Source organism: Isoptericola cucumis, from assembly GCF_014635665.1.
Lineage (GTDB): Bacteria > Actinomycetota > Actinomycetes > Actinomycetales > Cellulomonadaceae > Isoptericola > Isoptericola cucumis.
Genome location: NZ_BMDG01000001.1, coordinates 60,775 through 83,344, shown reverse-complemented (window position 1 = coordinate 83,344; position 22,570 = coordinate 60,775). Strand labels below are relative to the sequence as shown.

Below are 22,570 nucleotides of genomic sequence, written 5' to 3'. Positions count from 1 at the left end.
ACGACGATCCAGGAGGCAGGCGATGACGCCTACCGCGAGACAGCACGGCGGGGTGCGCCCATGGCCGTGATCCACGAGGTGGCACGCACGCGGCGTGCCGCCACCGAACACCGCAAGGGAGACGGCAGGGCCGCGGCGCTGTTCCTCGCGCCGTGGTTCGTGGGGCTGGTGCTGATCACCGCGTTCCCGCTGCTGGCGTCGCTGTACCTGTCGTTCACCGACTACAGCCTGCTGCGCGCACCGGGCTGGGTGGGCATCGAGAACTACACGGCGATGTTCTCCGACCCGCGCTTCTTCCAGGCGCTCAAGGTCACCTTCACCTACGTGATCGTGTCCGTCCCGCTGCAGCTCGTGGCGGCGCTGGGGCTGGCGCTGGTCCTCGACAAGGGTCTCAAGGGCCTGGCGTTCTACCGCTCGATCTACTACCTGCCGTCGCTGCTGGGCGCGAGCGTCGCGATCGCCATCCTCTGGCGCCAGGTGTTCGGGGCCGACGGCCTGATCAACCAGGTGCTCGCGTTCTTCGGCATCGAGGGGCAGGGCTGGGTCTCGCACCCGGACTACGCGCTCGGCACGCTCATCGTCCTCAACGTGTGGACGTTCGGCGCCCCGATGGTCATCTTCCTGGCGGGTCTGCGCCAGGTCCCGACGATGTACTACGAGGCGGCCGCGATCGACGGCGCGGGCAGGCTGCGCCAGTTCCGCAACATCACGGTGCCGCTGCTCACGCCGATCATCTTCTTCAACCTCGTGCTCCAGCTCATCGGAGCCTTCCAGACGTTCACGCAGGCGTACATCGTCTCGGGCGGCACGGGCGGGCCCGTCGACTCGACGCTCTTCTACACGCTCTACCTCTACGAGAAGGGCTTCGGCTCCTTCGAGATGGGCTACGCGTCGGCGATGGCCTGGTTCCTGCTCCTCATCATCGCGGGCATGACCGCGGTGAACTTCGTCGCCTCCAAGTACTGGGTCTTCTACGATGACTGACGCTCCCGTGCGCCGTGCGGCGCCCTCCGACTCCCCTGCCGCCCCGTCCAGCGGGGCCGCCGGCCGCGGCACCCCGAGCCTCTCCGAGGTCGCGGCCGCCTACCCCGACCCCCCGGCACGCCGTCGGCCGGCAGGCCCGCGCCTGCGGCGCCTCGGCAAGCACGTCGCTCTCGTGGTGTTCGGCTTCGTCATGCTGTATCCGCTGCTGTGGATGCTGGCGAGCTCGTTCAAGCCGACGGCGCTGATCTTCCGCGAGCCCGGCCTCATCCCCACCGAGTGGGACTTCAGCAACTACACCGAGGGCTGGAACGCGCTGCTGGACCCGTTCGGCCACTACCTGCTCAACTCGGCGATCGTGGTGCTCGGCTCGGTGCTCGGCAACCTCGTGTCGTGCTCGATGGCGGCCTACGCGTTCGCCCGCCTGAAGTTCCGCGGCCGGAACCTGTGGTTCGCGGTGATGCTGATGTCGATCATGCTGCCGATCCACGTGATCATCGTGCCGCAGTACATCCTGTTCTCGTCGCTGTCGTGGATCAACACGTTCCTGCCGCTCATCGTGCCGAAGCTGCTGGCCACCGACGCGTTCTTCATCTTCCTCATGGTGCAGTTCTTCCGCGGCATCCCGAAGGAGCTCGACGAGGCCGCCCGGCTCGACGGCTGCGGGCACGGGCGCATCTTCCTGCGGATCATGCTGCCGCTGTCGCTGCCGGCTCTCGCGACGACGGCGATCTTCACCTTCATCTGGACCTGGAACGACTTCTTCAGCCAGCTGATCTTCCTCACCAAGCCCGACATGTACACCGTGCCGATCGCGCTGCGCACCTTCGTGGACGCCACGAGCAACAGCTCGTGGGGCCCGCTGTTCGCGATGTCGATCGTCTCCCTCATCCCGGTGTTCCTCGTCTTCCTGTTCGGCCAGAAGTACCTGGTCAAGGGCATCGCCACCACCGGCATCAAGTAGCGCTCAACGAGTTCGAAGGAGAACCTCATGCGAGTCACCATCCACCGGCGCACGCGACGCGGCGTCGCGCTGGTCGCGCTCATGGCGAGCGGCGCGCTCGCCCTCTCGGCCTGCTCCGGCGATTCGGGGGCGATGCCGAACGACGACGGCGGGGGCGACGGCGACGTCGAGATCCGCTACGCCTGGTGGGGGTCGGACGACCGCCACCAGACCACGCAGGAGATCATCGACCTGTTCGAGGAGAAGAACCCCGGCATCACGGTCACCCCGGACTTCACCGACTGGGACGGGTACTGGGACAAGCTCGCGACCGCCACGGCCGCCGGGGACACGCCGGACGTGATCACCCAGGAGGAGCGGTACCTGTCGGAGTACGCCAGCCAGGACATCGTCGCCGACCTGGGCGAGCTCGGCGTCGACACGTCCGAGATCCCGGCCGAGACCCTCGCCACCGGCACCATCGACGACACGCTCTACGGCGTCGCCACCGGCGTCAACGCGTACGCGATGGTGGCCGACCCGCAGATCTTCGCCGACGCGGGCGTCGAGATGCCGGACGACACCACCTGGACGTGGGAGGACTACGTCGACGTTGCCGGCAAGCTCTCGAAGGGCGCCGGCGACGGCGTGTGGGGCACGCAGGACTACGGCTTCAACGAGGCCGGCCTCGCCGTCCTCGCCCGGCAGAAGGGCGAGACGCTCTACACCCCGGACGGTGAGCTCGGCCTGTCGAAGGAGACCGTCGCGGAGTTCTTCCAGGTCTCGCTCGACCTGATGGCGAACGAGGGGCAGCCCGACGCCTCCCGGTCGGTCGAGTACCAGAACGCCGGGCCCGAGGGCTCGCTGCTCGGGACGAACGCCGGCGCCATGGGCGTGTGGTGGTCGAACCAGCTCGGCGCCCTGTCCGACGCCTCCGGCCGCGAGCTCGAGCTGCTGCGGCTGCCGGGCGAGTCCCAGTTCGAGCGGACGGGCATGTACTTCAAGCCCGCGATGTACTACTCGATCTCGGCGACGACGGAGCACCCGGAGGAGTCGGCCAAGTTCGTCGACTTCCTGCTCAACGACCCCGAGGTGGCGGCGCTGCAGCTCACCGACCGTGGCCTGCCCTCCAACACGACCGTGCGCGAGTCGATCCTGCCCGAGCTCACGGCCGCCGACCAGAAGGTCGCCGAGTTCATGGAGGGCCTCGAGTCCGACGTCGTCGACAACCCGCCCGTCCCGCCGCAGGGCTCGAGCGAGATGCAGGACATCATGATCCGCATCAACACCGAGGTGCTCTTCGGCAACCTGACGCCGGACGAGGCCGCCGACGCCTTCCTCAAGGGCGTCGGGGCGGCGATCGGCGGCTGACCGCCGCACCCCGCCGAGAGGCGTTCCGGGGGGCCGGAGCTCGAGAGGAGCTCCGGCCCTCCGGCGTGTGCGCCGGCGTTCCCGGCCCGCCCACGCGCCGTCCGATTCCCGCCAGCGCCGACCGTGGCCGGGCGCCCATGCTGGGGTGGCGGCTCCGCAGGGGCCCGCGCAGCACCCCGCAGACGGAGAGGACTCGCAGTGAAGATCGCACTCGTCACCGGCGCCAACCGGGGGATCGGGCTCGCCGTGGCCCGCCGGCTCGCCCGCGACGGCATCCACGTGGTGGTCGCCGCCCGTAGCGACGACGCCGGCCGGGCCGCAGCCGACCTCCTGCGGAGCGAGGGAGGCCGGGCCAGCAGCGTGCGGCTGGACGTCACCGACCCGGAGCAGGCCCGGGCCGCGGCGGCGGTCGTCGCCCAGCAGCTCGGGCGGCTCGACGTCCTGGTGAACAACGCCGGGGTGCTGCCGGAGGCCACGGCCCGGCCGGCGGAGGTGGTGGACGCCGGCCTGTTCCGGGCCACCTACGACACGAACGTGCTCGGTCCGGTCGTGGTGACGGAGGCGTTCCTCCCGCTGCTGCGCCGCAGCCCGGCGGGCCGGATCGTCAACGTCTCGTCGCGGATGGGGTCGCTCGCCGACCAGCAGGACCCGGCCTCCCCCTACTACTCGACGGTGGTGCCGGCCTACCAGTCGTCCAAGGCCGCCCTCAACGGGCTCACGGTGGCGCTCGCGAAGGCGCTCGCCGACACACCCATCAAGGTCACGTCCGTGTGCCCGGGGTTCGTGCAGACGGATCTCGCGCCCATGGCCCGGGAGCAGGCGCCGCTGACGGCGGACGCCGCCGCCGAGGTGGTGCACCGGGCGGCGACGCTGTCCGGCTCGGCGCCGTCCGGGACGTTCGTCGACGCCGTGGGGCCGGTGCCGTGGTGAGCCGCGGGTTGGTGAGCCGCGGGTGGTGAGCCGCGCCGGCGGCTCAGGGTTCCACGACCCGCGCGACGACGGCGCAGCGGTCGTCGTGCGGGGCGGCGCCGGTCGCCGCCCGGGCGAGCAGGTGGCGCAGGGCGTCGCGCTCGGCGGGCTCCAGCCCGGCGAGCAGCCGGTCCTCGGCGGCACGGACCCGGGCGTCCAGGTCGGCGAGGACGGCCCGGCCGTGGTCGGTCACCGCGATGCGGCGCGCGCGCCGGTCGGCGGGGTCGGGACGGCGTTCGACGAGGTCGCACCCGACGAGCTCGTCGAGCAGATAGGTCATCACGGTGCGGTCGATGCCGAGGCGGGCGGCGAGCGCGGCCTGGGTGGGCGGCGCCTCGCGGGTCACGGCCGAGAGGACCTCGTAGCCGCGGCCGCCGTGCGGCACGTCGACGCACGCGGCCGTCACCTCGGCGCTCCACTCGCGCAGGAGCGCGGCCAGCGACCAGCCCAGCGGGGAGGGGCCGGCGCCGGTCGCGGTGGTCGCGGGGGCCGTGGCGGTCATCCCGTCATCCTACGGGAATGCGCGGTCGGCCAGAAGAGTTGCCGCTGATATCGTCTGTCCAGCAGACGATCTCCCGCCGGACGGGAGCGCCCTCCCGCGAAAGGCACGGCATGACGGACTACGGCCACGACCTGGTCTTCGGAACGTTCCACACCCCGACGAACCGCGACCCGCAGGCGCCGGTGCGCCTGGCACGGCTGGCCGAGTCCGCCGGCCTGGACCTCGTGACGTTCCAGGACCACCCGTACCAGCCCGCCTTCCTCGACACGTGGACGCTGCTGTCGTGGGTGGCGGCGCAGACCGAGCGGGTCACCGTCGCGGGCAACGTGCTGAACCTGCCGCTGCGGCCCCCGTCCGTGCTGGCCCGCGCCGTCGCGTCGCTCGACCTGCTCTCGGGCGGGCGCGCCGCGCTCGGCCTCGGCGCCGGCGGGTTCTGGGACCCGATCGTGGGGATGGGCGGCACCCGGCTGACCCCCGGCGAGTCCGTCGACGCGCTCGACGAGGCGCTCGACGTCATCCGCGGCCTCTGGGACACGTCCGAACGCCGTGGGCTGCGGGTGGACGGGAAGCACCACCGCGTCGAGGGCGCGAAGCGCGGACCGGCGCCCGCCCACGACGTCCCGATCTGGCTCGGTGCCCTCAAGCCCCGCATGCTGCGCCTCATCGGCCGCAAGGCCGACGGCTGGCTGCCGTCGCTGGCCTACCTCAAGGACGGCGACCTGCAGCGCGGGCACGCGATCATCGACGAGGCGGCGGCCGCCGCCGGCCGGCACCCGGCCGAGGTGCGCCGGCTGCTGAACGTGCAGGGCGCGCTCGCCCCGAGCCGCCAGGGCTTCCTGCAGGGCCCGGTGGAGCAGTGGGTGGAGGAGCTGTCGACGCTCGCCCTCGCCGACGGGATCGGCACGTTCGTCCTGGCGACCGACGACCCGGACACGGTCCAGGTCTTCGGCCAGGAGATCGCCCCTGCCGTGCGGGAGGCGGTCGCGCGCGAGCGGGCGACGACGGGCACCGCGCCCGCGGCGACCCGGCGCGGGGAGCGGGCGATCACGCTGCGCCGGCCCGGCATCGACTACGCCGCGGTGCCGGCCGCCCTCGCGACGACCGCCGTCGAGCCCGGCGACCGCGCCTACGACACGGTGCGCCACAACTACCTGCGCTCGGGCGCGCCCGGGCTGGTGCTGCGGCCGGGCAGCGCCGCCGAGGTCGCCGAGGCCGTGACCTGGGCCCGCTCGCAGGACGTCCCGCTCGGGGTCCGCTCGGGCGGGCACGGCATCAGCGGCCGGTCGACCAACGACGGCGGGATCGTCGTCGACCTGGGTCGTCTCGACGGGATCGACGTCGTCGACGAGGCCGCCCGGCGCGTGCGGATCGGCGCCGGCGCCACCTGGGGCCGGGTCGCGGAGACCCTCGCCCCCCGGGGCTGGGCCATCAGCTCGGGCGACTACGGCGGCGTGGGCGTCGGCGGCCTCACCACCGCGGGCGGCGTCGGCTTCCTCGGCCGCACCTACGGGCTGACGATCGACCACGTCGTCGCCGCCGAGGTCGTCACCGCCGACGGCCGCGTGGTGCGCGCCGCCGCCGACGAGAACCCCGACCTGTTCTGGGGCCTGCGCGGGGCGGGCGGCAACCTCGGCGTCGTCACGTGGGTCGAGATCGAGGCGATGGAGCTGGGCAACGAGCAGGGCAGCGTCGTGTTCTCGCAGATGACGCTGGACGCCACCGACGTCGCGGGCGTGCTGGAGCGCTGGGGCGGCGTCGTCGAGTCCGCGCCGCGCGAGCTGACGAGCTTCCTGATCCTCAGCCCCGGGCGTCGCGGGCGCCTCGCGGACGGCAGCGACGACCAGGGCCCCGTGGCCCAGCTCATGACGGTATGGGCCGGGGACGACACCGACGCCGCCGTCGAGCAGCTCGAGCGGCTCGCGACCGCGGGCCCGCTGCTCGGGCACCAGGCGTACCTGCTGCCGTACTCGGGCGTGGTGCAGGCCGGCGACAAGCACCACGCCGGCGGCGGTGACCCGGCCGTGCGGTCGGGCCTGGTGGAGCACCTGGACGCCGCGACCGCGCAGGCGTTCGCCAAGCTCGCCCTGTCGGGGGAGGCGTACTTCCTCCAGGTGCGCGCCACCGGCGGGGCGGGGAACGACGTCGAGGCGGGCGCGACGGCGTACGCGCACCGGCACCAGAACTTCCTGCTGTCGGCGATGTCGTCGTCGCAGGAGCGGCTCGACGCCGCGTGGGACTCCGTGATGGAGCCGCACGTCGACGGGCTCTACCTGTCGTTCGACACCGACACCCGCCCGGAGCGGCTGACCGACGCCTTCCCGGAGCCCACCCTCGCGCGGCTGCGCGAGGTGAAGCGGGACTGGGACCCGGACAACGTCTTCCGCGCGAACTTCCCGGTGCCGCCGGCGGGCCCGCAGGGCTGACGGTCAGCCGGCGTCGGCGTGCCCCAGGCCCGCCGCCACCGAGAAGAGCGCGGCGCCGACCGCGACCAGGCCGAGCATCGCCCCGACGAGCCCGCGCGCGATCCCGGGCCGACCGTCACGCTCGGCGACGCGGATGCCGACCGAGCCGAGCGCGACCGCACCCACCCCGACCGGGACGGCGATCCAGTCGCCGACGACGGGCAGGACGGCGCAGACGAGCGCCGCCACGCCCAGCGCGACCGCCCACTCGGCCGAGCGCGGTGCCTCCGGGCGTGCCCGCTCGTCGTCGTCCATCACGCTGCCTCCCCGCCGCGCGGGTTCCGCACCCGCGCCGGGGACCATGATGCCGCCTCGGCGGAGCGCGCGGCCCGGTACGCGCCGTCCGGCGCCGGCGCTCCGGCCGTGCCACTCACGCTCCGGCCGTGCCACTCACGCTCCGGCCGTGCCACTCATCGGTCGGGGCCGGCTGCAAGGATGGGCGCATGCCTCTCGCCCCCCGGTACGCAGCCGACGACGCCCGCTACGAGACCATGACCTACCGCCGCACCGGCCGCTCGGGGCTGGACCTGCCCGCCCTGTCCCTGGGCCTGTGGCACAACTTCGGCGACACGACCCCCTTCGACACCCAGCGTGCCGTGCTGCGCCGCGCGTTCGACCTCGGCGTCACGCACTTCGACCTGGCCAACAACTACGGCCCGCCCTACGGCTCGGCGGAGGAGAACTTCGGGCGCCACCTGGCGAAGGACTTCCGCCCGTACCGCGACGAGCTCGTCATCTCCACCAAGGCGGGCTACGACATGTGGCCCGGCCCGTACGGCGACCACGGCTCGCGCAAGTACCTGCTGTCCTCCCTCGACCAGTCGCTGACCCGCATGGGCCTCGACCACGTGGACGTCTTCTATCACCACCGGCCCGACCCCTCGACTCCGCTGACCGAGACGATGGGCGCCCTCGCGTCCGCCGTCCAGCAGGGCAAGGCGCTGTACGTGGGCGTCTCGAACTACTCGCCGTCGCGCACGCGCGACGCGGCCCGGATCCTGGCCGACCTCGGCGTGCCGCTGCTCATCCACCAGCCCAGCTACTCGATGTTCAACCGGAACGTCGAGATCGCCGACCGGGACGACGCCTACGACGGGCACCAGAGCGAGTCGCTGCTCGACGCCGTCGAGGACCTGGGCGTCGGCACCATCGTCTTCTCGCCGCTGCAGCAGGGGCTGCTCACGGGCCGGTACCTGTCCGGTGCCGCGCCGGAGGGCTCGCGGGCGGCGCGCAGCGACTCGCCGTTCCTGTCGTCGTCGAACCTCACCGAGACCTACCTGGAGCGGGCACGGGCGCTGAACGCGATCGCCGAGGGGCGCGGGCAGAGCCTCGCCCAGCTCGCCCTCAGCTGGGTGCTGCGCGACCCGCGCGTCACGTCCGCGCTGATCGGGGCGTCGAGCGTGGCGCAGCTCGAGGACAACGTCGCGGCCCTGGCCGCCGGCCCGCTCACCGACGACGAGGTCGCCGCCATCGAGCCGCACGCCGTGGACGGCACCGGGCGCTAGCCCCGAGGGGCAGCCGCGCGGCGGGGGCAGGAGGGGCGATGGGCGTGTGCTGGTTCGTCGGGCTGACGACGCTCGACGTCGTGCACCGGGCCGCGGCCCGGCCCGGCCGGGACGAGAAGGTGACCGCCTCCCGGCAGGACGTCGCCGCGGGCGGCCCGGCCGCGAACGCCGCGGTGACCGCCGCGGCGCTCGGCGAGCGGGCCGTGCTGGTGAGCGCGCTCGGCGGCGGCCCCGTGGCGTCGGCCGCGCGCGCCGACCTGGAGGCGCACGGCGTGCGGGTGCACGACGTCGTGCCCGCGGGGGAGGACTTCCCGCTCGCCGTGTCCGCGGTGCTCGTGCACGAGGAGACGGGGGAGCGGTCCGTCGTGTCGGCCGACGCCGCGCTCGCCTCCGCCCCGGCTCCCGGGCCCGAGGAGCTGGGGGCGCTGCCCGCGCCGGACGTCGTCCTGCTCGACGGGCACCACCCCGCCCTCGCGCGTGCCGTCCTCGCGTTCCTCGCCGCGGCCGGGGCCCGGCCGCTGGTCGTGCTGGACGCCGGCCGGTGGCGGCCGGTGTTCTCCGAGCTGCTGGCGGTGGCCGACGTCGCGGCGCTGTCCGCCGTCTTCACGGTGCCCGGTCACGACGACGCCGTGGCCGGGGCGACGGCGCTCGGCGCCCGCCGGGTCGTCGTCACGCACGGCGCGGAGCCCGTGGAGTGGCACGGCGACGGGCGCTCCGGGACGGTCGACGTGCCGGTCGCCCGGGCCCGGGACACCCTCGGTGCCGGCGACGCCTTCCACGGGGCGCTCGCGGCCGCCCTCGCGCAAGGGGCCGCGCTGCCCGACGCGTGCACCGCGGCCGCGCGGGTCGCCAGCACCCGCGTCGCGCACGTCGGGCCGCGCGCCTGGCTCGCCGCCCTCGCCCGCTGAGCCGCGCCGACCGGGGACGAACCCGCTGCTCCGGATGCACTTCCGGACCCCTCGTGGCAGCGTCGCCGGGGATCGAGGAAGGGCGAGGCTCGTATGGACGTCGACGTGACCGGGGTCGGACAGGCGGTGTCGACGGGCACGCTGCCCGGCTGGGACCGGGTCGAGCAGCTGGTCCGGGAGGCGTACGAGCGCTACCGCGGGCACGACGACGGGGTGGTGGCCGACTACATCCCGGTGCTCGCGGAGGCCGACCCCGCATGGTTCGGGCTGTGCGTGGCCGAGTCGGGCGGCCAGGTGCACGGGGCCGGCGACGAGGACGTCGAGTTCTCCGTCCAGTCGATCTCCAAGGCGTTCGTGTACGCGCTGGTCTGCGAGGCGTTCGGGCACCAGGACGTGCTCGACCGGGTCGGCGTGAACGGCACCGGCCTGCCGTTCAACTCGGTGATGGCGATCGAGCTCCACCAGGGCCACCCGATGAACCCGATGGTCAACGCGGGCGCGCTGGCCACGACGGCCATGGTCCCCGGCGCGACCCCGGCCGAGCAGTGGGAGCACGTGCGCACGGGCCTGTCCCGGTTCGCGGGCCGCCAGCTCGAGCTCGACGGCGTCGTGTACCGGTCCGAGTCCGAGACGAACACGCGCAACAAGGCGATCGCGCGGCTGCTGCAGAGCTACGGACGGATCGAGGCCGACCCGCTCCAGGTCGTGGACGTGTACACGCGGCAGTGCGCCCTGCGGGTCACGGCCCGCGACCTCGCCGTCATGGGCGCCACCCTGGCCGACGGCGGCGTCAACCCGATCACGGGCGAGCGCGTCGTGAGCGCACACGTGTGCCGCGACACTCTCGCCGTGCTCGCCGCCACGGGCATGTACGAACGGTCGGGGGAGTGGCTCTTCGAGATCGGGCTGCCGGCCAAGTCCGGCGTCGCCGGCGGGATCGTCGCCGTCGCGCCCGGCAAGGGCGCGATCGGCACGTTCTCCCCGCCCCTCGACCCGGCCGGCAACAGCGTGCGGGGCCAGCGGGCCACCGCCTACCTCTCGCGCACCCTCGGCCTCAACGTCTTCGCGTCGTCCGTCCACGTCGACGAGCGGCAGCCCGCGACCGAGCACGAGGAGGGGACCGCATGACCGACGCCACGACCACCCACGACGTCCCGACCACGGAACGACGGTCCTGGGTCCCGATGGTGGGCCTGTTCCTCGCGCAGGTGCTCATGTCGTTCAACGTGGCGGCGCTGCCCGTGTCGCTCGGCGGGATGGTCGCCGACTTCGGCGTCCCGCCCACCGTCGTGAGCTCGACGATCGTGGTCTACGGGCTCGTCGTCGCCGCGCTCGTCATGACGGGCGCGAAGCTCGGGCAGCGGATCGGCTGGGTCGTCGTGTTCCGGGTCGTCGTCGTCGCGTTCGCGGCGTCCGCCCTGATGATGATCTTCTCGCCGACGGTCGGCTGGGCGATCGCAGGGCAGGCTGTCGCGGGTGCGTCGGCGGCGATCATCGTGCCCGCCCTGGTCGCGCTCATCGCCGAGAACTACCACGGTCCCCAGCAGGCGACGGCGATCGGCTCGCTCGGGTCGGCCCGCGCCATCTCGGGCGTGAGCGCCTTCTTCATCGGCGGTGCGCTCGGCACGCTGGTCGGCTGGCGCCCGGTCTTCGGCATCGTGCTGGCGCTCGCGGTGGCGGTCTTCGTGCTCAGCTTCCGGCTGCGTTCGGACCGGGGCGACCCCGGCATCCGGATCGACCTCGTCGCCGCGATGCTCATCGGCGCGGCGATCGTGCTGCTCACGCTCGGCTTCAACAACCTCAACGCGTGGGGTCTCCTCGTCGCGAAGCCGGGCGCGCCGTTCGACCTGGTCGGGATCTCGCCGGCCCCGGTGCTCGTCGTGGTGGGCGTCGTGCTCGGCCAGGCTTTCTTCTGGTGGACCCGGCGCCGGACGGCCGCCGGCAAGGTGCCGCTCGTCGACCTGAGCGTGCTCGGGCGCCCGAGCGAACGCGCCGCCGTGTACGCGATGTTCGTCGTCGTGGCCCTCGAGGCCGCGCTGAACTTCACCGTGCCGCTGTACATCCAGATCGTGCAGGGGCGCACCCCGTTCGACACGTCCCTCGCGATGATGCCGTTCAACCTCACGGTGTTCGTCACGGCCACCCTCGTCGTGCGCTTCTACAAGCGGTACCCGCCGCGCGTCATCGGCGTGTTCGGCTTCACCCTCACCACCGTCGCCCTGGTCTGGCTCGCGTTCGTCGTCACGAACAACTGGGAGACGCTGCCCACGATCCTCGGCCTCTTCGTCTTCGGGGTCGGGCAGGGCGCGCTCGTGACCCTGGTGTTCAACGTGCTCGTCACCGCCGCGCCGAAGCGGCTCGCGGGCGACGTCGGCTCGATCCGCGGGACCACGCAGAACCTGGCGTCGGCGGTCGGCACCGCGGTCGCGGGCGCCCTCCTCGTGACGATCCTCGGCATCGGCGTGGGGCGCGCGGTGACCGAGCACCCGGAGCTGCCGCCGTCGCTCGTCGCGCAGGTGGACCTGGACAACGTCAACTTCGTCAGCAACGACGACCTGCGGTCCGTGCTCGACGGCACGGACGCGACCCCGGCGCAGGTCGACGCCGCGGTGGAGGTCAACGAGGACGCCCGGCTCGACACCCTCCGGCTCGGCCTGCTGATCCTCGGCGGCGTCAGCGCGACCGCCATTCTGCCTGCCAGCCGGCTGCCCCGGTACCGGCCCGACGAGATCCCCGACCCGAGCCCGGCCGCAGGCCCGGACCCGTCGCGATAGGAGGGGGCCCCGCATGGCACCCGAGGCACCCACGACCCCGTCCGTCCCCGCGGGCGGCGCCGTCGACACGCACGCGCACGTCTACCCCGCCGTCTACCTGGACCGGCTGGAGCGCATCGGGGTCGACCCGGCGACCACGGCCATCGCGCGGGGGCTCGGGGCCGACTCCACCGACGAGGACGTCTCCGAGCGGCTGCGGGACATGGACCGGGCCGGGGTCGGGGTGCAGGTGCTCGCGGTGACGCCGCAGAGCCCCGGCGGCGTCGAGCCGGGCCCGTCGCTCGACGCAGCCCGATGGGTCAACGACGAGTACGCGCGGCTTCTCGCGGCCCACCCGGACCGCTTCGCGGCCTACGGCGCGCTGCCGCTGCCCCATGTCGCCGCCGCGCTGGCCGAGATCCCGCGCCTGTTCGACGAGCTGGGCTTCGCCGGCGTCTCGCTGCCGACGGTGCTGCCCGGGGGACGCACCCTCGCCGACCCGCGCCTCGACGAGGTGTGGTCCGCGCTCGACGAGCGCTCCGCCGTCGTCAACCTGCACGCCACCGGGTCCGGCGCCCGCTCCGACCTGATCACCGACCACGGCCTGGTGTGGGTGAACGGCGCGCCCGTCGAGGACGCGGTCGCGGTGCTCCAGCTGCTCAAGGCCGACCTACCGCGCCGGTTCCCACGCGTCCGGCTGCACGTGGCACACCTCGCCGGCGACCTGCCGTTCCTCGCCCAGCGCCTCGAGGACAACTACGAGGACTGGGGCGCGTTCCCCTCCTCGCCGCTCGGCGCGCTGCGGCGGATGTGGTTCGACGCCGCGAACTTCCACGAGCCGTCGCTCGCCCTCGCGGTCGAGACGCTCGGGGCGAGCCGGATCCTGGCCGGGTCGGACCACCCGTACTTCCGCGGCGCGAAGTATCGCCGGGCGTTCGACTACGTCCGCACGTCGCGCCTCGCGGAACAGGACGTCCGCGCGGTCCTGCACGGCAACGCCCGGGCCCTCTACGGCGCCGCCGTCGCGGCGCCGTGAGGCAGGCTCAGGCCGTCCGGTGCAGCATGCCCGCATCGACCGGGGCGACGAACGGCTCCCCGCGGGTCCACCGGCCGACCTCGTCCACCGCGAAGGCGCCCAGGCGGTGCAGCTCACCGCCCAGCGACCCGGCGACGTGCGGGGTGAGCAGCACGTTCGGGTGGTCGTACAGCGGCGAGTCGGCGGGCAGCACCTCCGGCGTCGTCACGTCGAGCACGGCGTGCAGGCGGCCGGCCACGACGGCCGCGGTGAGCGCGTCGGTGTCGACCAGGGCGCCGCGGGCGGTGTTCACCAGCGTGGCGCCGTCGCGCATCGCCCCGAGCCGGCGGGCGTCCATCAGGTGCCGGGTCTCCGGCAGGTCGGGCGCGTGCAGCGACACGACGTCGCTCGTCGCGACCAGCGTGTCGAGGTCGACCAGCCGCGCGCCGAGCTCCGCGGCGGTCGCGGCGTCGACATAGGGGTCGCTGAGCAGCAGGTCGAGGTCGTAGGGGGCGAGCAGCCCGAGCACGCGCCGCCCGATCGTGGAGGCGCCGACCACCCCGACGGTGCGCCGGTAGTTCCCCGCGTCGCCGACGAGGGCGTCCCAATCCTCCGCGCGCCGGTGCTCGCGGTAGCGGGCCGCGACCGGCCAGACGCGCTTGTTCGCGAGCAGGACCGTCGCGACCGTGTACTCGGCGACCGGGGTCGCATTGACGCCGGCGGCAGTGCTGACCGGGATGCCGGCGACCCAGAACTCCGGTGGCAGGTGGTGCTTCACCGACCCCGCCGCGTGCACGACGGCGCGCAGCCGCGGGGCACCCTGCAGCACCTCGCGGGTGACGGGCGGGCAGCCCCACCCGGTGAGGAGCACGTCGGTGCGCGAGAGCACGGTGCGCGACGCGTCCGAGCCCAGGTCGTGCAGCACCTCGTCCTCGACGCGGGCGACCGCCCGCAGCCGGTCCAGGTCCTCGGGAGCGAACAGCCGCTCGCGCAGGCCGGGCTGCATCGCGAACGCCACCGTCGTCGGGCCCCGTCGCTCGTCCATGAGGCGGGAGCATAACGAGGCCGGCGGCACGGCCGCTTGCCCGGGCACGTGGTCCCGGGTTGACTCGTCGTCCCGGACGGCGACGACGAGGGGGACCCGTGACCGACCCGGCACCAGGCAGGACGGACCTCGCCCCGATCACCGGGTGGACCCGCGAGCGGTGGGCGGCGCTCGCGGACCGCATGCTGCTCGCCGTGCGCCCCTTCGCCTCGCCGCACCGCGCGCGGGTCGTGCTCCCTGGCGGGCCCGGCGGCCTGGGGTCGGACGTGGACGCGCTCGAAGGGTTCGCGCGCACGTTCCTGCTGGCAGGGTTCCGGCTGGCCGGCGAGCGCGGCGCCGACCCGCTCGATCTCGCCGGCTGGTACGCCGAGGGCCTCGCGGCCGGCACCGACCCGGCGTCGCCCGAGCGCTGGCTGCGCCCCGACGAGCACGGGCAGGCGAAGGTCGAGGCGGCGTCGATCGCGCTGGTCCTCGACCTGACGCGGCCGTGGCTGTGGGACCGGCTCGACGACCGGGTCCGGCAGCAGGTGGTCGACTACCTGGCGACGGTCGTCGGGGACGACGGCTATGCGGACAACAACTGGGTGTGGTTCCGGATCGTCGTGGAGCAGTTCCTGCGGTCCGTCGGCGGCCCGTGGTCCCTCGAGGACATGGAGCGCGACCTCGCCCGGCACGAGGACTTCGTGCGCGCCGACGGCTGGTACTCCGACGGACCGCAGCGCTCCTACGACCACTACGCCGGGTGGGCCATGCACCTGTACCCGGTGCTGTGGTCGCGGATGACGGGCGCCCGCGCCCTCGCGGCCCAGCGCGAGGGCGCGTACGCCGAACGCCTCGACCGGTTCCTCCAGGACGCCGTGCACCTCGTCGGCGCCGACGGGTCGCCGCTGGTGCAGGGCCGCAGCCTGGTCTACCGCTTCGCCGCCGCCGCCCCGTTCTGGGTGGGGGCGCTCGCGGAGGTGCCGAGCACCTCGCCCGGGCTGCTGCGCCGGGCGGCGTCCGGGGTCCTCGGTCACTTCACGGCCCGCGGCGTCCCCGACGAGCGCGGCCTGCTCACGCTCGGCTGGCACCACGAGTGGCCCGCGATGGCGCAGTTCTACTCGGGCCCCGGGTCGCCGTACTGGGCGAGCAAGGGGATGCTCGGGCTCGCGCTGCCGGCCGACCACCCGGCGTGGACCGCGGTCGAGGAGCCGCTGCCCGTCGAGACCGGCGACCGGCTGCTGCTGGTCCGCGCCCCCGGCTGGGCCGTCTCCGCGACCCGGGCCGACGGCGTCGTGCGGGTCCACAACCACGGGACGGACCACGCGTCCGAGGGCGACGAGACCGGCGACTCGCCGCTCTACGCCCGGCTCGGTCACTCCACCGCGACGGCGCCGCTGCTCGACGCGGCAGGCTGGGCCGACCCGCTCGACCAGTCCGTCGTCCTGCTGGACGCGGCCGGGCGGGCCACGCACCGCAGCGGGTTCCGCACGCTCGAGGCGCGCCTCGTCGACGGGGCCGACCGGGCCGAGGGCGCCGACCGGGCCGAGACCGACGGCGGTCGCGCCGCGGTGCTCGCCTCGCGGGCCCGCGCGCACTGGCTGGACCCGGACGAGTCCGCGCCGCAGCACGGGGCCGGTCGGCCGGGCGTCGCGCACGTCGCGGGCACCGTCACCACGGTGAGCGTGGTGCGCGGAGCATGGGAGGCGCGGCTCGTCCGGGTGGAGGACGCCGCCCCCGGCGCGGTGTCGCTGCGCGTCGGCGGCTGGCCGGTCAGCGGCACGGTCGTGAGCACGGTGGGGGAGCACGCGGTGCGGGTGGACGGCACGCTGTCCACGCTCGTGCCCGTGACGCCGGGTCTCGTCCCGGACGTCGCGAGGGCCGACGACGCCACCCCGCTCGGGCCTCGCACGGCGACGCCGGTCGTGACGTCGCCCGTGCAGGTGGGCGCCTGGTGCGTCGTGGTCGTCGGGCTGCACGGGCAGGGTGCGGTCGAGGACGAAGGTGCGCGCGACGACGTGCCGGAACCGCCGCACGCCACGGTCCAGGACGGCGAGGTCACCGTCCGCTGGCCCGACGGCGCGCGGACGCGCGCCGCGCTGCCGTCGTCGTGACGTCCGGGCGCCGGCGGCCACGGCGCCGGCGGCTCACAGCTCCCGGCGCGCCCGGTCGATGAGGGGCTGGATGCGGTACGGGATGAGCTCCCCCATGGACAGGGACGTCTCGGTGCGCTCGACGCCGTCGATGGCGAGGATCGCGGCGTCGATGCGGAAGAGGTGGTCGGTGTCGCGGCACACGACCTGGACGCGCAGGTCCGCGGTCCCGCTGCGGCCGAACGCCTGCACGACCTCGGGGATGCCGGTGAGGGCGTCGACGATGCGACCGAGCTCCTTCTGCCGCACCTCGACCTCGAGGAACGCCGTCAGCGGGTGGCCGAGGAAGTGCGGGTCGATGCGCCGGTCGAAGCTGAGGAACGCGCCGGACTCCTCGAGCCGGCCCAGCCGCGCGTGCACGGTGTTGCGCGACAGCTTCAGGCGCTCGGCCAGGGCGGCGATCGTGGCCCGGGGATCGTCGGCGAGAGCTGCCAGAAGGCTCAGGTCCACGGCGTCGTAGCTGCGCACATCGACCAGCCTAGCCGGGGGGTGCTGAGCACTCTGCCCAACGGGGACGACGGTGCTGGTCGTGGGCTGTGAGCGGCGTTACGTTCGCGGTATCCGGGGCTCGCCGAGGAGCCCCGCGACGAGCGAGGTGAGGCGACGATGCCCGACACCATGGGCCGATCGGCGCGAGGCGACCTGTCACGAGCGGGACGCGCACGCACCGGGAACGACACGACCGACACGACTGACACGAGCGGCGCGACGAGCCCGGACGGCGCCGTCGGCTCCGGCAGGGACGAGAAGGTCGACGCGCAGGTCGTCGGTCTCCTGGACGCCGACGGCGTCCGCCACCGGGACCCGGAGCTGGACCGGTGGCTTGCCGACGTGGACGCCGGCACCGACGAGGCGGACGCGACGCTGCTGCGGCTGTACTCCGACATGGTGACCGCGCGACGTCTCGACACGGAGGCGACGGCCCTGCAGCGCCAGGGCGAGCTCGCGCTGTGGCCGCCGCTGCTGGGGCAGGAGGCCGCCCAGGTGGGCTCCGCCCACGCGATGCGCGAGGACGACTTCGTGTTCTCGAGCTACCGCGAGCACGCGGTCGCGCTGGTGCGCGGGGTGACGCCGCAGCAGCTGACGCCCGTGTGGCGCGGGGTGACCGCCTCCGGGTGGGACCCGTACAGCGTGGGCATGGCGACGCCGCAGGTGATCATCGGCGCGCAGACGCTGCACGCGGTCGGGTACGGCTTCGGCATCCTGTGCGACGCCGAGCGCGAGCCCGCCGGCGCGCCCGGCGACGGCACGGCCGCCGTCGTCGCCTACTTCGGCGACGGGGCGATCAGCCAGGGCGACGTCAACGAGGCGTTCGTCTTCGCCGCGACGTGGGCCACGCCCGTGGTGTTCTTCTGCCAGAACAACCAGTGGGCGATCTCGGAGCCGGTGGCGCTCCAGTCGCCGGTGCCGCTCGCCGCGCGGGCCACCGGGTTCGGCATGCCGGGCGTGCGGGTGGACGGCAACGACGTCCTCGCCGTCCTGGCGGTGACCCGTGCCGCGCTGCACCGGGCCCGCACGGGCGGCGGCCCCACGCTCGTCGAGGCCGTGACCTATCGCATGGGGCCGCACACCACCGCTGACGACCCCACCCGGTACCGCGACGCGGACGAGGTCGCCGCCTGGGCGGGCCGCGACCCGGTCGACCGGTTCGCGACGTGGCTGCGCGCCCGCGGCACGCTCACCGACGAGGCCGAGCAGCGGACCCGCGCCGCGGCCGACGACGCGGCCGCGGCCCTGCGGGCCGGCTGCATCGCGACCGTCGACCCGCCGCCGCTGGCGATCTTCGACGAGGTCTACGCGGAGCCGCACGCCGGGCTCGCCGCGCAGCGCGACGCGTACGCGCAGTATCTCGGCTCGTTCGCGGACGAGGACGAGCACGCGGACGCCGCCGGCGACGGCGTGACCAGAGGTGCCCGATGACCACCCTCACGCTCGCGAAGGCCCTCAACGCGGGGCTGCGCCGCGCCATGACCGACGACCCGACGGTGATGGTGCTCGGCGAGGACATCGGCCGCCTCGGCGGCGTCTACCGGGTGACCGACGGGCTGCAGGACGAGTTCGGCACGCGACGGGTGGTCGACACCCCGCTGGCGGAGTCCGGCATCCTCGGCACCGCGATCGGGCTCGCCTACCGGGGCTACCGGCCGGTGGTGGAGATCCAGTTCGACGGCTTCGTCTACGTCGCGTTCGACCAGATCGTCAGCCAGCTCGCCAAGATGCGGCGCCGCACCAACGGCGCCGTGACGCTACCCGTGACCATCCGCATCCCCGTCGCGGGAGGCATCGGCGCGGCCGAGCACCATTCCGAGTCGCCCGAGGCGTACTTCGCCCACACGGCCGGGCTGCGGGTGGTGAGCGTCGCGACGCCGCAGGACGCCGCGACGGTGCTGCGCCAGGCGATCGCCTGCGACGACCCGGTCGTCTTCTTCGAGCCCAAGCGGCGCTACCACCTCAAGGGCGAGGTCGACGCGGACCTGGCGCTGGCGGACGCCGAGCCGATGGGCGCGGCGCGCGTCGTGGCGGCGGGCGACGACGTCACGCTCGTGACGTTCGGGTCGCTGGTGGGCACGGCGCTCGACGCGGCCGTCGCGGCGTCGGACGACGGCGTCTCGGTCGAGGTGATCGACCTGCGCTCGCTGTCGCCGATCGACCACGAGCGGGTCGCCGCCTCGGTGCGGCGCACCGGGCGGCTCGTCGTCGTGCACGAGGGCCCGCGGAACGTGGGCCTCGGCGCGGAGATCGCCGCTACCGTCACCGAACGGTGCTTCGACTTCCTCGAGGCCCCGCCCGTCCGCGTGACCGGCCACGACGTGCCCTACCCGCCGGCACGGCTGGAGACGCACCAGGTGCCCGACCTCGACCGGATCCTCGACGGCGTGGACCGCGTGCTGGGGCGGGTGCCGCTCGCGGCCGCCGGGCCTGCCGGCGCTGCCCGGACGGAGGTGAGGGCATGACGACGCGCGAGTTCCGCCTCCCGGACCTGGGCGAGGGGCTGACGGAGTCCGAGGTCGTCGAGTGGCGCGTCGGCGTCGGCGACACCGTCGAGCTCAACCAGGTGATCGCCGAGGTCGAGACCGCCAAGGCGCTGGTGGAGCTGCCGTCTCCCGTGGCGGGCGTGGTGCGGTCGCTGCACGCCGAGCCCGGCGAGGTCGTGCAGGTCGGCGAGCCGCTCATTACCTTCGACCTCTCCGGCGAGTTGTCAGAGCCACACGAGGGTATGGCCGCACCTGGTTCTGACAACTCTGCGGCGCCGGAGTTGTCAGAGCCACACGTGGGTATGGCGTCACCTGGTTCTGACAGCTCGCAGGAGTCGCCCGAGCCCAACCTCGTGGGCTACGGCGCGCGGCCGGAGCGGGCCGGGCGGCCCCGTCGTCGTCCGCGCCGGTACGCGGAGGTCGGCGCGGTCGGGGTCGCGACGACGACGCAGGCGGGCGACCGTCCCCGGTCGACGCCGGTCGTGCGGGCGCTCGCCCGCGAGCACGGCCTCGACCTCGCCGCCGTCCCCGGCACCGGGCCGCACGGGCGCATCACCCGCGAGGACGTCGAGCAGGCTCGGCACGGCACTACGGGCGGGCTGAACGGGCGCGCCCGGCCGGCCGGCGAGACGCGCACCCCGGTGCGCGGCGTGCGCAAGCACACGGCGGCGGCGATGGTCGCGAGCGTGGCGGTCCCGCAGGCCACGGTCTTCCTCACGGTCGACGTCACGGCGAGCACGGAGCTGCTCGCCCGGCTGCGCACCCGCCGGGACACCCGCGGGACGCGGATCACGGTGCTCGCGCTGGTCGCCCGCGCGGTGCTCGGGCTGCTGCCCGCGCACCCGACGCTCACCGACCGGTGGGTGGCCCTGCCGGACGGCGGCGCGGAGATCGTGCGGCCGGCCCACGTGAACCTCGGCATCGCCGTCGCCACAGACCGGGGGCTGGTCGTGCCGCACGTGCCGGCTGCGGACACGCTCTCCCTGGTCGACCTCGCGGGGGCGCTGACCGAGCTGACCGAGACCGCCCGCGCGGGGCGCACCACGCCCGAGCGGCTCACCGGCGGCACGATGACGATCACCAACGTGGGCGTCTTCGGCGTGGACGCCGGCACGCCGATCCTCAACCCGGGGGAGTCGGCGATCCTCGGCGTCGGGCAGGTGGCGCGGCGGCCGTGGGAGCACGACGGCCAGGTGGCGCTGCGCCAGGTCATGACGCTCAGCCTCACGTTCGACCACCGGGTGGTCGACGGCGAGCAGGGGGCGCGGTTCCTCGCGGACCTGGGTGCGCTGCTCGCCGACCCGGGCCTCGCGCTGCTGGCCGCGGGCCCGGCCGGCCCGACCGGCGACGGAGGGGGTGCCGCGTGAGCGTCCTGACCAGCGCCGTCGACCTACGGGCGGACGCCGCCCGCGCCAACGACGCGGCCCAGCGCGGGCTGGCGGACCGGCTCCGTGAGCGCACCGCCACGGCCGCCGCCGGCGGCACGCAGCGGGCCCGCGACCAGCACACGTCGCGCGGCAAGCTGCTGCCCCGCGACCGCGTCGCGCGGCTGCTGGACGCCGGCAGCCCGTTCCTCGAGGTCGCGCCGCTGGCGGCGCACGGGCTGGACGACGGGGCGTGGCCCGGCGCCGGGGTGATCGCCGGCGTCGGGGTGGTGCGCGGCCGGCAGGTGATGGTCGTGTGCAACGACCCCACGGTCAAGGGCGGCACCTACCACCCGCTCACCGTGAAGAAGCACCTGCGGGCGCAGGAGATCGCGCTGGAGAACCGGCTGCCGTGCGTCTACCTCGTGGACTCGGGTGGCGCGTTCCTGCCGCGCCAGGACGAGGTGTTCCCCGACCGCGACCACTTCGGGCGGATCTTCTACCACCAGGCGCGGCTGTCGGCGGAGCGCATCCCGCAGATCTCCGCGGTGCTGGGGTCGTGCACCGCCGGCGGGGCGTACGTGCCGGCGATGAGCGACGAGACCGTCATCGTGGCCGGCCAGGGCACGATCTTCCTCGGCGGCCCGCCGCTGGTGAAGGCCGCCATCGGCGAGGAGGTCACGGCCGAGGAGCTGGGCGGGGGCGAGCTGCACGCCCGCCGCTCGGGCGTCGTCGACCACCTGGCCGACGACGACGAGCACGCGCTCGACATCGTGCGCGACATCGTCGCCACGCTGCCGCCCGACCCGGAGCCCGCGTGGGACGTCGCGCCGGCGCGCGAGCCCGCCGTCGACCCCGCCGGCCTGTACGCCGCCGTGCCGGTGGACGTGCAGCAGCCGTACGACCCGCGTGAGGTGATCTCGCGCCTGGTCGACGGCAGCGAGCTGCACGAGTTCAAGGCCGAGTACGGCACGACGCTCGTCACCGGGTTCGCGCGCATCCACGGCCACCCCGTCGGCATCCTGGCCAACGCGGGCGTGCTGTTCCGCGAGTCGGCCCTCAAGGGGGCGCACTTCGTCGAGCTGGCCGACCAGCGCGGGATCCCCCTGCTGTTCCTGCAGAACATCTCCGGGTTCATGGTGGGCTCGGACGCCGAGGCGGGCGGCATCGCGAAGGACGGCGCCAAGATGGTCACCGCCGTCGCGACCACGCGGGTGCCCAAGCTGACCGTCATCGTGGGCGGGTCGTTCGGGGCCGGCAACTACGCGATGTGCGGGCGGGCGTACGGCCCGCGGTTCCTCTGGTCGTGGCCGGGCTCGCGGATCTCCGTGATGGGCGGGGCGCAGGCGTCGTCGGTGCTGGCCACGGTCAAGCGCGACCAGCTCGCACGGCGCGGCGAGGAGTGGGACGGCGAGGAGGAGGCCGCGTTCCGGGCCTCCATCCGGGACTCCTACGAGGCCGCCGGCGACCCGTACCACGCCACCGCCCGGCTCTGGGACGACGGCATCGTCGACCCGCTCGACACCCGCCGGGTGCTCGGCATGGCGCTCGCGGTGTGCGGGCGCACGCCCCTGGGCGGCCCGGCCGTCTCGGCGGTACCTACGACGCCCGGCTTCGGGCTCTTCCGGATGTGAGGGCGATGTCC

Annotated in this window: 19 protein-coding genes; 15 read left to right on the top strand and 4 right to left on the bottom strand. The window is 74.4% G+C overall.

Going from position 1 to position 22,570, the window contains the following annotated elements; all coding sequences use genetic code 11:
- Nucleotides 1-60 precede the first annotated feature (60 nt).
- The 4 genes from IEW03_RS00380 to IEW03_RS00365 all read left to right on the top strand — a co-directional run bounded on the left by IEW03_RS00380 (nt 61) and on the right by IEW03_RS00365 (nt 4,225).
- Entirely contained in the window at nt 61-984 is a 924-nt protein-coding gene (locus IEW03_RS00380; RefSeq protein WP_188521674.1) for a carbohydrate ABC transporter permease, read from the top strand.
- Nucleotides 977-1,945, top strand: coding sequence for a carbohydrate ABC transporter permease (locus tag IEW03_RS00375; RefSeq protein ID WP_188521673.1), 969 nt, complete (start codon nt 977-979; stop codon nt 1,943-1,945). The genes IEW03_RS00380 and IEW03_RS00375 overlap by 8 nt, the downstream gene beginning before the upstream one ends.
- Nucleotides 1,946-1,972: 27 nt before the next feature.
- Nucleotides 1,973-3,295 carry an ABC transporter substrate-binding protein gene (locus IEW03_RS00370; protein ID WP_188521672.1) on the top strand — a complete coding sequence of 441 codons (1,323 nt, stop codon included), beginning with the start codon at nt 1,973-1,975 and terminating at the stop codon, nt 3,293-3,295.
- Between the two features lie 198 nt (nt 3,296-3,493).
- Entirely contained in the window at nt 3,494-4,225 is a 732-nt protein-coding gene (locus tag IEW03_RS00365) for an SDR family NAD(P)-dependent oxidoreductase (protein WP_188521671.1), read from the top strand.
- Between the two features lie 43 nt (nt 4,226-4,268).
- Here the strand turns inward: IEW03_RS00365 and IEW03_RS00360 are convergent, their stop codons facing one another.
- A complete protein-coding gene (locus tag IEW03_RS00360) occupies nt 4,269-4,766 on the bottom strand; it encodes a MarR family winged helix-turn-helix transcriptional regulator (protein WP_188521670.1) in 498 nt (165 codons plus the stop codon).
- 110 nt (nt 4,767-4,876) lie between these two features.
- Here IEW03_RS00360 and IEW03_RS00355 point away from each other — a divergent pair, with 110 nt between their 5' ends.
- A complete protein-coding gene (locus IEW03_RS00355; protein ID WP_188521669.1) occupies nt 4,877-7,189 on the top strand; it encodes an LLM class flavin-dependent oxidoreductase in 2,313 nt (770 codons plus the stop codon).
- Nucleotides 7,190-7,192: 3 nt separating this feature from the next.
- On the opposite strand, the gene IEW03_RS00350 is transcribed toward IEW03_RS00355, so the two are convergent.
- Nucleotides 7,193-7,486 carry a hypothetical protein gene (locus IEW03_RS00350; RefSeq protein WP_188521668.1) on the bottom strand — a complete coding sequence of 98 codons (294 nt, stop codon included), beginning with the start codon at nt 7,484-7,486 and terminating at the stop codon, nt 7,193-7,195.
- Between the two features lie 185 nt (nt 7,487-7,671).
- Here IEW03_RS00350 and mgrA point away from each other — a divergent pair, with 185 nt between their 5' ends.
- The 5 genes from mgrA (at nt 7,672) to IEW03_RS00325 (ending at nt 13,430) form a co-directional block, all read left to right on the top strand.
- Nucleotides 7,672-8,733: an L-glyceraldehyde 3-phosphate reductase gene (gene mgrA / locus IEW03_RS00345; RefSeq protein WP_188521667.1), complete on the top strand. Its 1,062-nt coding sequence runs from the start codon at nt 7,672-7,674 to the stop codon at nt 8,731-8,733.
- Nucleotides 8,734-8,771: 38 nt separating this feature from the next.
- The gene (locus IEW03_RS00340) at nt 8,772-9,641 is read left to right on the top strand and encodes a PfkB family carbohydrate kinase (protein WP_188521666.1); all 870 of its coding nucleotides are present in this window, start codon (nt 8,772-8,774) and stop codon (nt 9,639-9,641) included.
- Nucleotides 9,642-9,734: 93 nt separating this feature from the next.
- On the top strand, nt 9,735-10,769 hold the full coding sequence (gene glsA / locus IEW03_RS00335; protein WP_188521665.1) for a glutaminase A: 1,035 nt from the start codon (nt 9,735-9,737) through the stop codon (nt 10,767-10,769).
- Nucleotides 10,766-12,415: an MFS transporter gene (locus tag IEW03_RS00330; protein ID WP_188521664.1), complete on the top strand. Its 1,650-nt coding sequence runs from the start codon at nt 10,766-10,768 to the stop codon at nt 12,413-12,415. Before glsA ends, IEW03_RS00330 begins: the two co-directional genes overlap by 4 nt.
- A 13-nt stretch (nt 12,416-12,428) precedes the next feature.
- Entirely contained in the window at nt 12,429-13,430 is a 1,002-nt protein-coding gene (locus IEW03_RS00325; RefSeq protein WP_188521663.1) for an amidohydrolase family protein, read from the top strand.
- Between the two features lie 7 nt (nt 13,431-13,437).
- Here IEW03_RS00325 and IEW03_RS00320 read toward each other — a convergent pair whose 3' ends face one another.
- Nucleotides 13,438-14,454 (bottom strand): hydroxyacid dehydrogenase, encoded by a 1,017-nt coding sequence (locus IEW03_RS00320; protein WP_188521662.1) that lies wholly within the window; start codon nt 14,452-14,454, stop codon nt 13,438-13,440.
- Nucleotides 14,455-14,552: 98 nt separating this feature from the next.
- On the opposite strand from IEW03_RS00320, the gene IEW03_RS00315 reads away from it, so the two are divergent.
- A complete protein-coding gene (locus IEW03_RS00315; RefSeq protein WP_229737275.1) occupies nt 14,553-16,547 on the top strand; it encodes a DUF2264 domain-containing protein in 1,995 nt (664 codons plus the stop codon).
- Between the two features lie 33 nt (nt 16,548-16,580).
- Here the strand turns inward: IEW03_RS00315 and IEW03_RS00310 are convergent, their stop codons facing one another.
- Nucleotides 16,581-17,054, bottom strand: coding sequence for an Lrp/AsnC family transcriptional regulator (locus IEW03_RS00310; protein ID WP_188521661.1), 474 nt, complete (start codon nt 17,052-17,054; stop codon nt 16,581-16,583).
- 138 nt (nt 17,055-17,192) lie between these two features.
- Here IEW03_RS00310 and pdhA point away from each other — a divergent pair, with 138 nt between their 5' ends.
- From pdhA to IEW03_RS00290, 4 genes are read left to right on the top strand one after another with little or no spacing between them, the layout of a single operon-like run.
- Nucleotides 17,193-18,506 carry a pyruvate dehydrogenase (acetyl-transferring) E1 component subunit alpha gene (gene pdhA / locus IEW03_RS00305; protein ID WP_188521660.1) on the top strand — a complete coding sequence of 438 codons (1,314 nt, stop codon included), beginning with the start codon at nt 17,193-17,195 and terminating at the stop codon, nt 18,504-18,506.
- On the top strand, nt 18,503-19,540 hold the full coding sequence (locus tag IEW03_RS00300; RefSeq protein WP_188521659.1) for an alpha-ketoacid dehydrogenase subunit beta: 1,038 nt from the start codon (nt 18,503-18,505) through the stop codon (nt 19,538-19,540). Before pdhA ends, IEW03_RS00300 begins: the two co-directional genes overlap by 4 nt.
- The gene (locus tag IEW03_RS00295; protein WP_188521658.1) at nt 19,537-20,928 is read left to right on the top strand and encodes a dihydrolipoamide acetyltransferase family protein; all 1,392 of its coding nucleotides are present in this window, start codon (nt 19,537-19,539) and stop codon (nt 20,926-20,928) included. Before IEW03_RS00300 ends, IEW03_RS00295 begins: the two co-directional genes overlap by 4 nt.
- Nucleotides 20,925-22,559 carry a carboxyl transferase domain-containing protein gene (locus tag IEW03_RS00290; RefSeq protein ID WP_188521657.1) on the top strand — a complete coding sequence of 545 codons (1,635 nt, stop codon included), beginning with the start codon at nt 20,925-20,927 and terminating at the stop codon, nt 22,557-22,559. The genes IEW03_RS00295 and IEW03_RS00290 overlap by 4 nt, the downstream gene beginning before the upstream one ends.
- Nucleotides 22,560-22,570 lie beyond the last annotated feature (11 nt).

Coding starts and splice junctions, on each gene's coding strand:
- IEW03_RS00380 (WP_188521674.1), top strand. CDS start 61: ATGGCCGTGATCCACGAGGTGGCACGCACGCGGCGTGCCGCCACCGAA.
- IEW03_RS00375 (WP_188521673.1), top strand. CDS start 977: ATGACTGACGCTCCCGTGCGCCGTGCGGCGCCCTCCGACTCCCCTGCC.
- IEW03_RS00370 (WP_188521672.1), top strand. CDS start 1,973: ATGCGAGTCACCATCCACCGGCGCACGCGACGCGGCGTCGCGCTGGTC.
- IEW03_RS00360 (WP_188521670.1), bottom strand. CDS start 4,766: ATGACCGCCACGGCCCCCGCGACCACCGCGACCGGCGCCGGCCCCTCC.
- IEW03_RS00355 (WP_188521669.1), top strand. CDS start 4,877: ATGACGGACTACGGCCACGACCTGGTCTTCGGAACGTTCCACACCCCG.
- mgrA (WP_188521667.1), top strand. CDS start 7,672: ATGCCTCTCGCCCCCCGGTACGCAGCCGACGACGCCCGCTACGAGACC.
- IEW03_RS00340 (WP_188521666.1), top strand. CDS start 8,772: ATGGGCGTGTGCTGGTTCGTCGGGCTGACGACGCTCGACGTCGTGCAC.
- glsA (WP_188521665.1), top strand. CDS start 9,735: ATGGACGTCGACGTGACCGGGGTCGGACAGGCGGTGTCGACGGGCACG.
- IEW03_RS00330 (WP_188521664.1), top strand. CDS start 10,766: ATGACCGACGCCACGACCACCCACGACGTCCCGACCACGGAACGACGG.
- IEW03_RS00325 (WP_188521663.1), top strand. CDS start 12,429: ATGGCACCCGAGGCACCCACGACCCCGTCCGTCCCCGCGGGCGGCGCC.
- IEW03_RS00320 (WP_188521662.1), bottom strand. CDS start 14,454: ATGGACGAGCGACGGGGCCCGACGACGGTGGCGTTCGCGATGCAGCCC.
- pdhA (WP_188521660.1), top strand. CDS start 17,193: ATGCCCGACACCATGGGCCGATCGGCGCGAGGCGACCTGTCACGAGCG.
- IEW03_RS00300 (WP_188521659.1), top strand. CDS start 18,503: ATGACCACCCTCACGCTCGCGAAGGCCCTCAACGCGGGGCTGCGCCGC.
- IEW03_RS00295 (WP_188521658.1), top strand. CDS start 19,537: ATGACGACGCGCGAGTTCCGCCTCCCGGACCTGGGCGAGGGGCTGACG.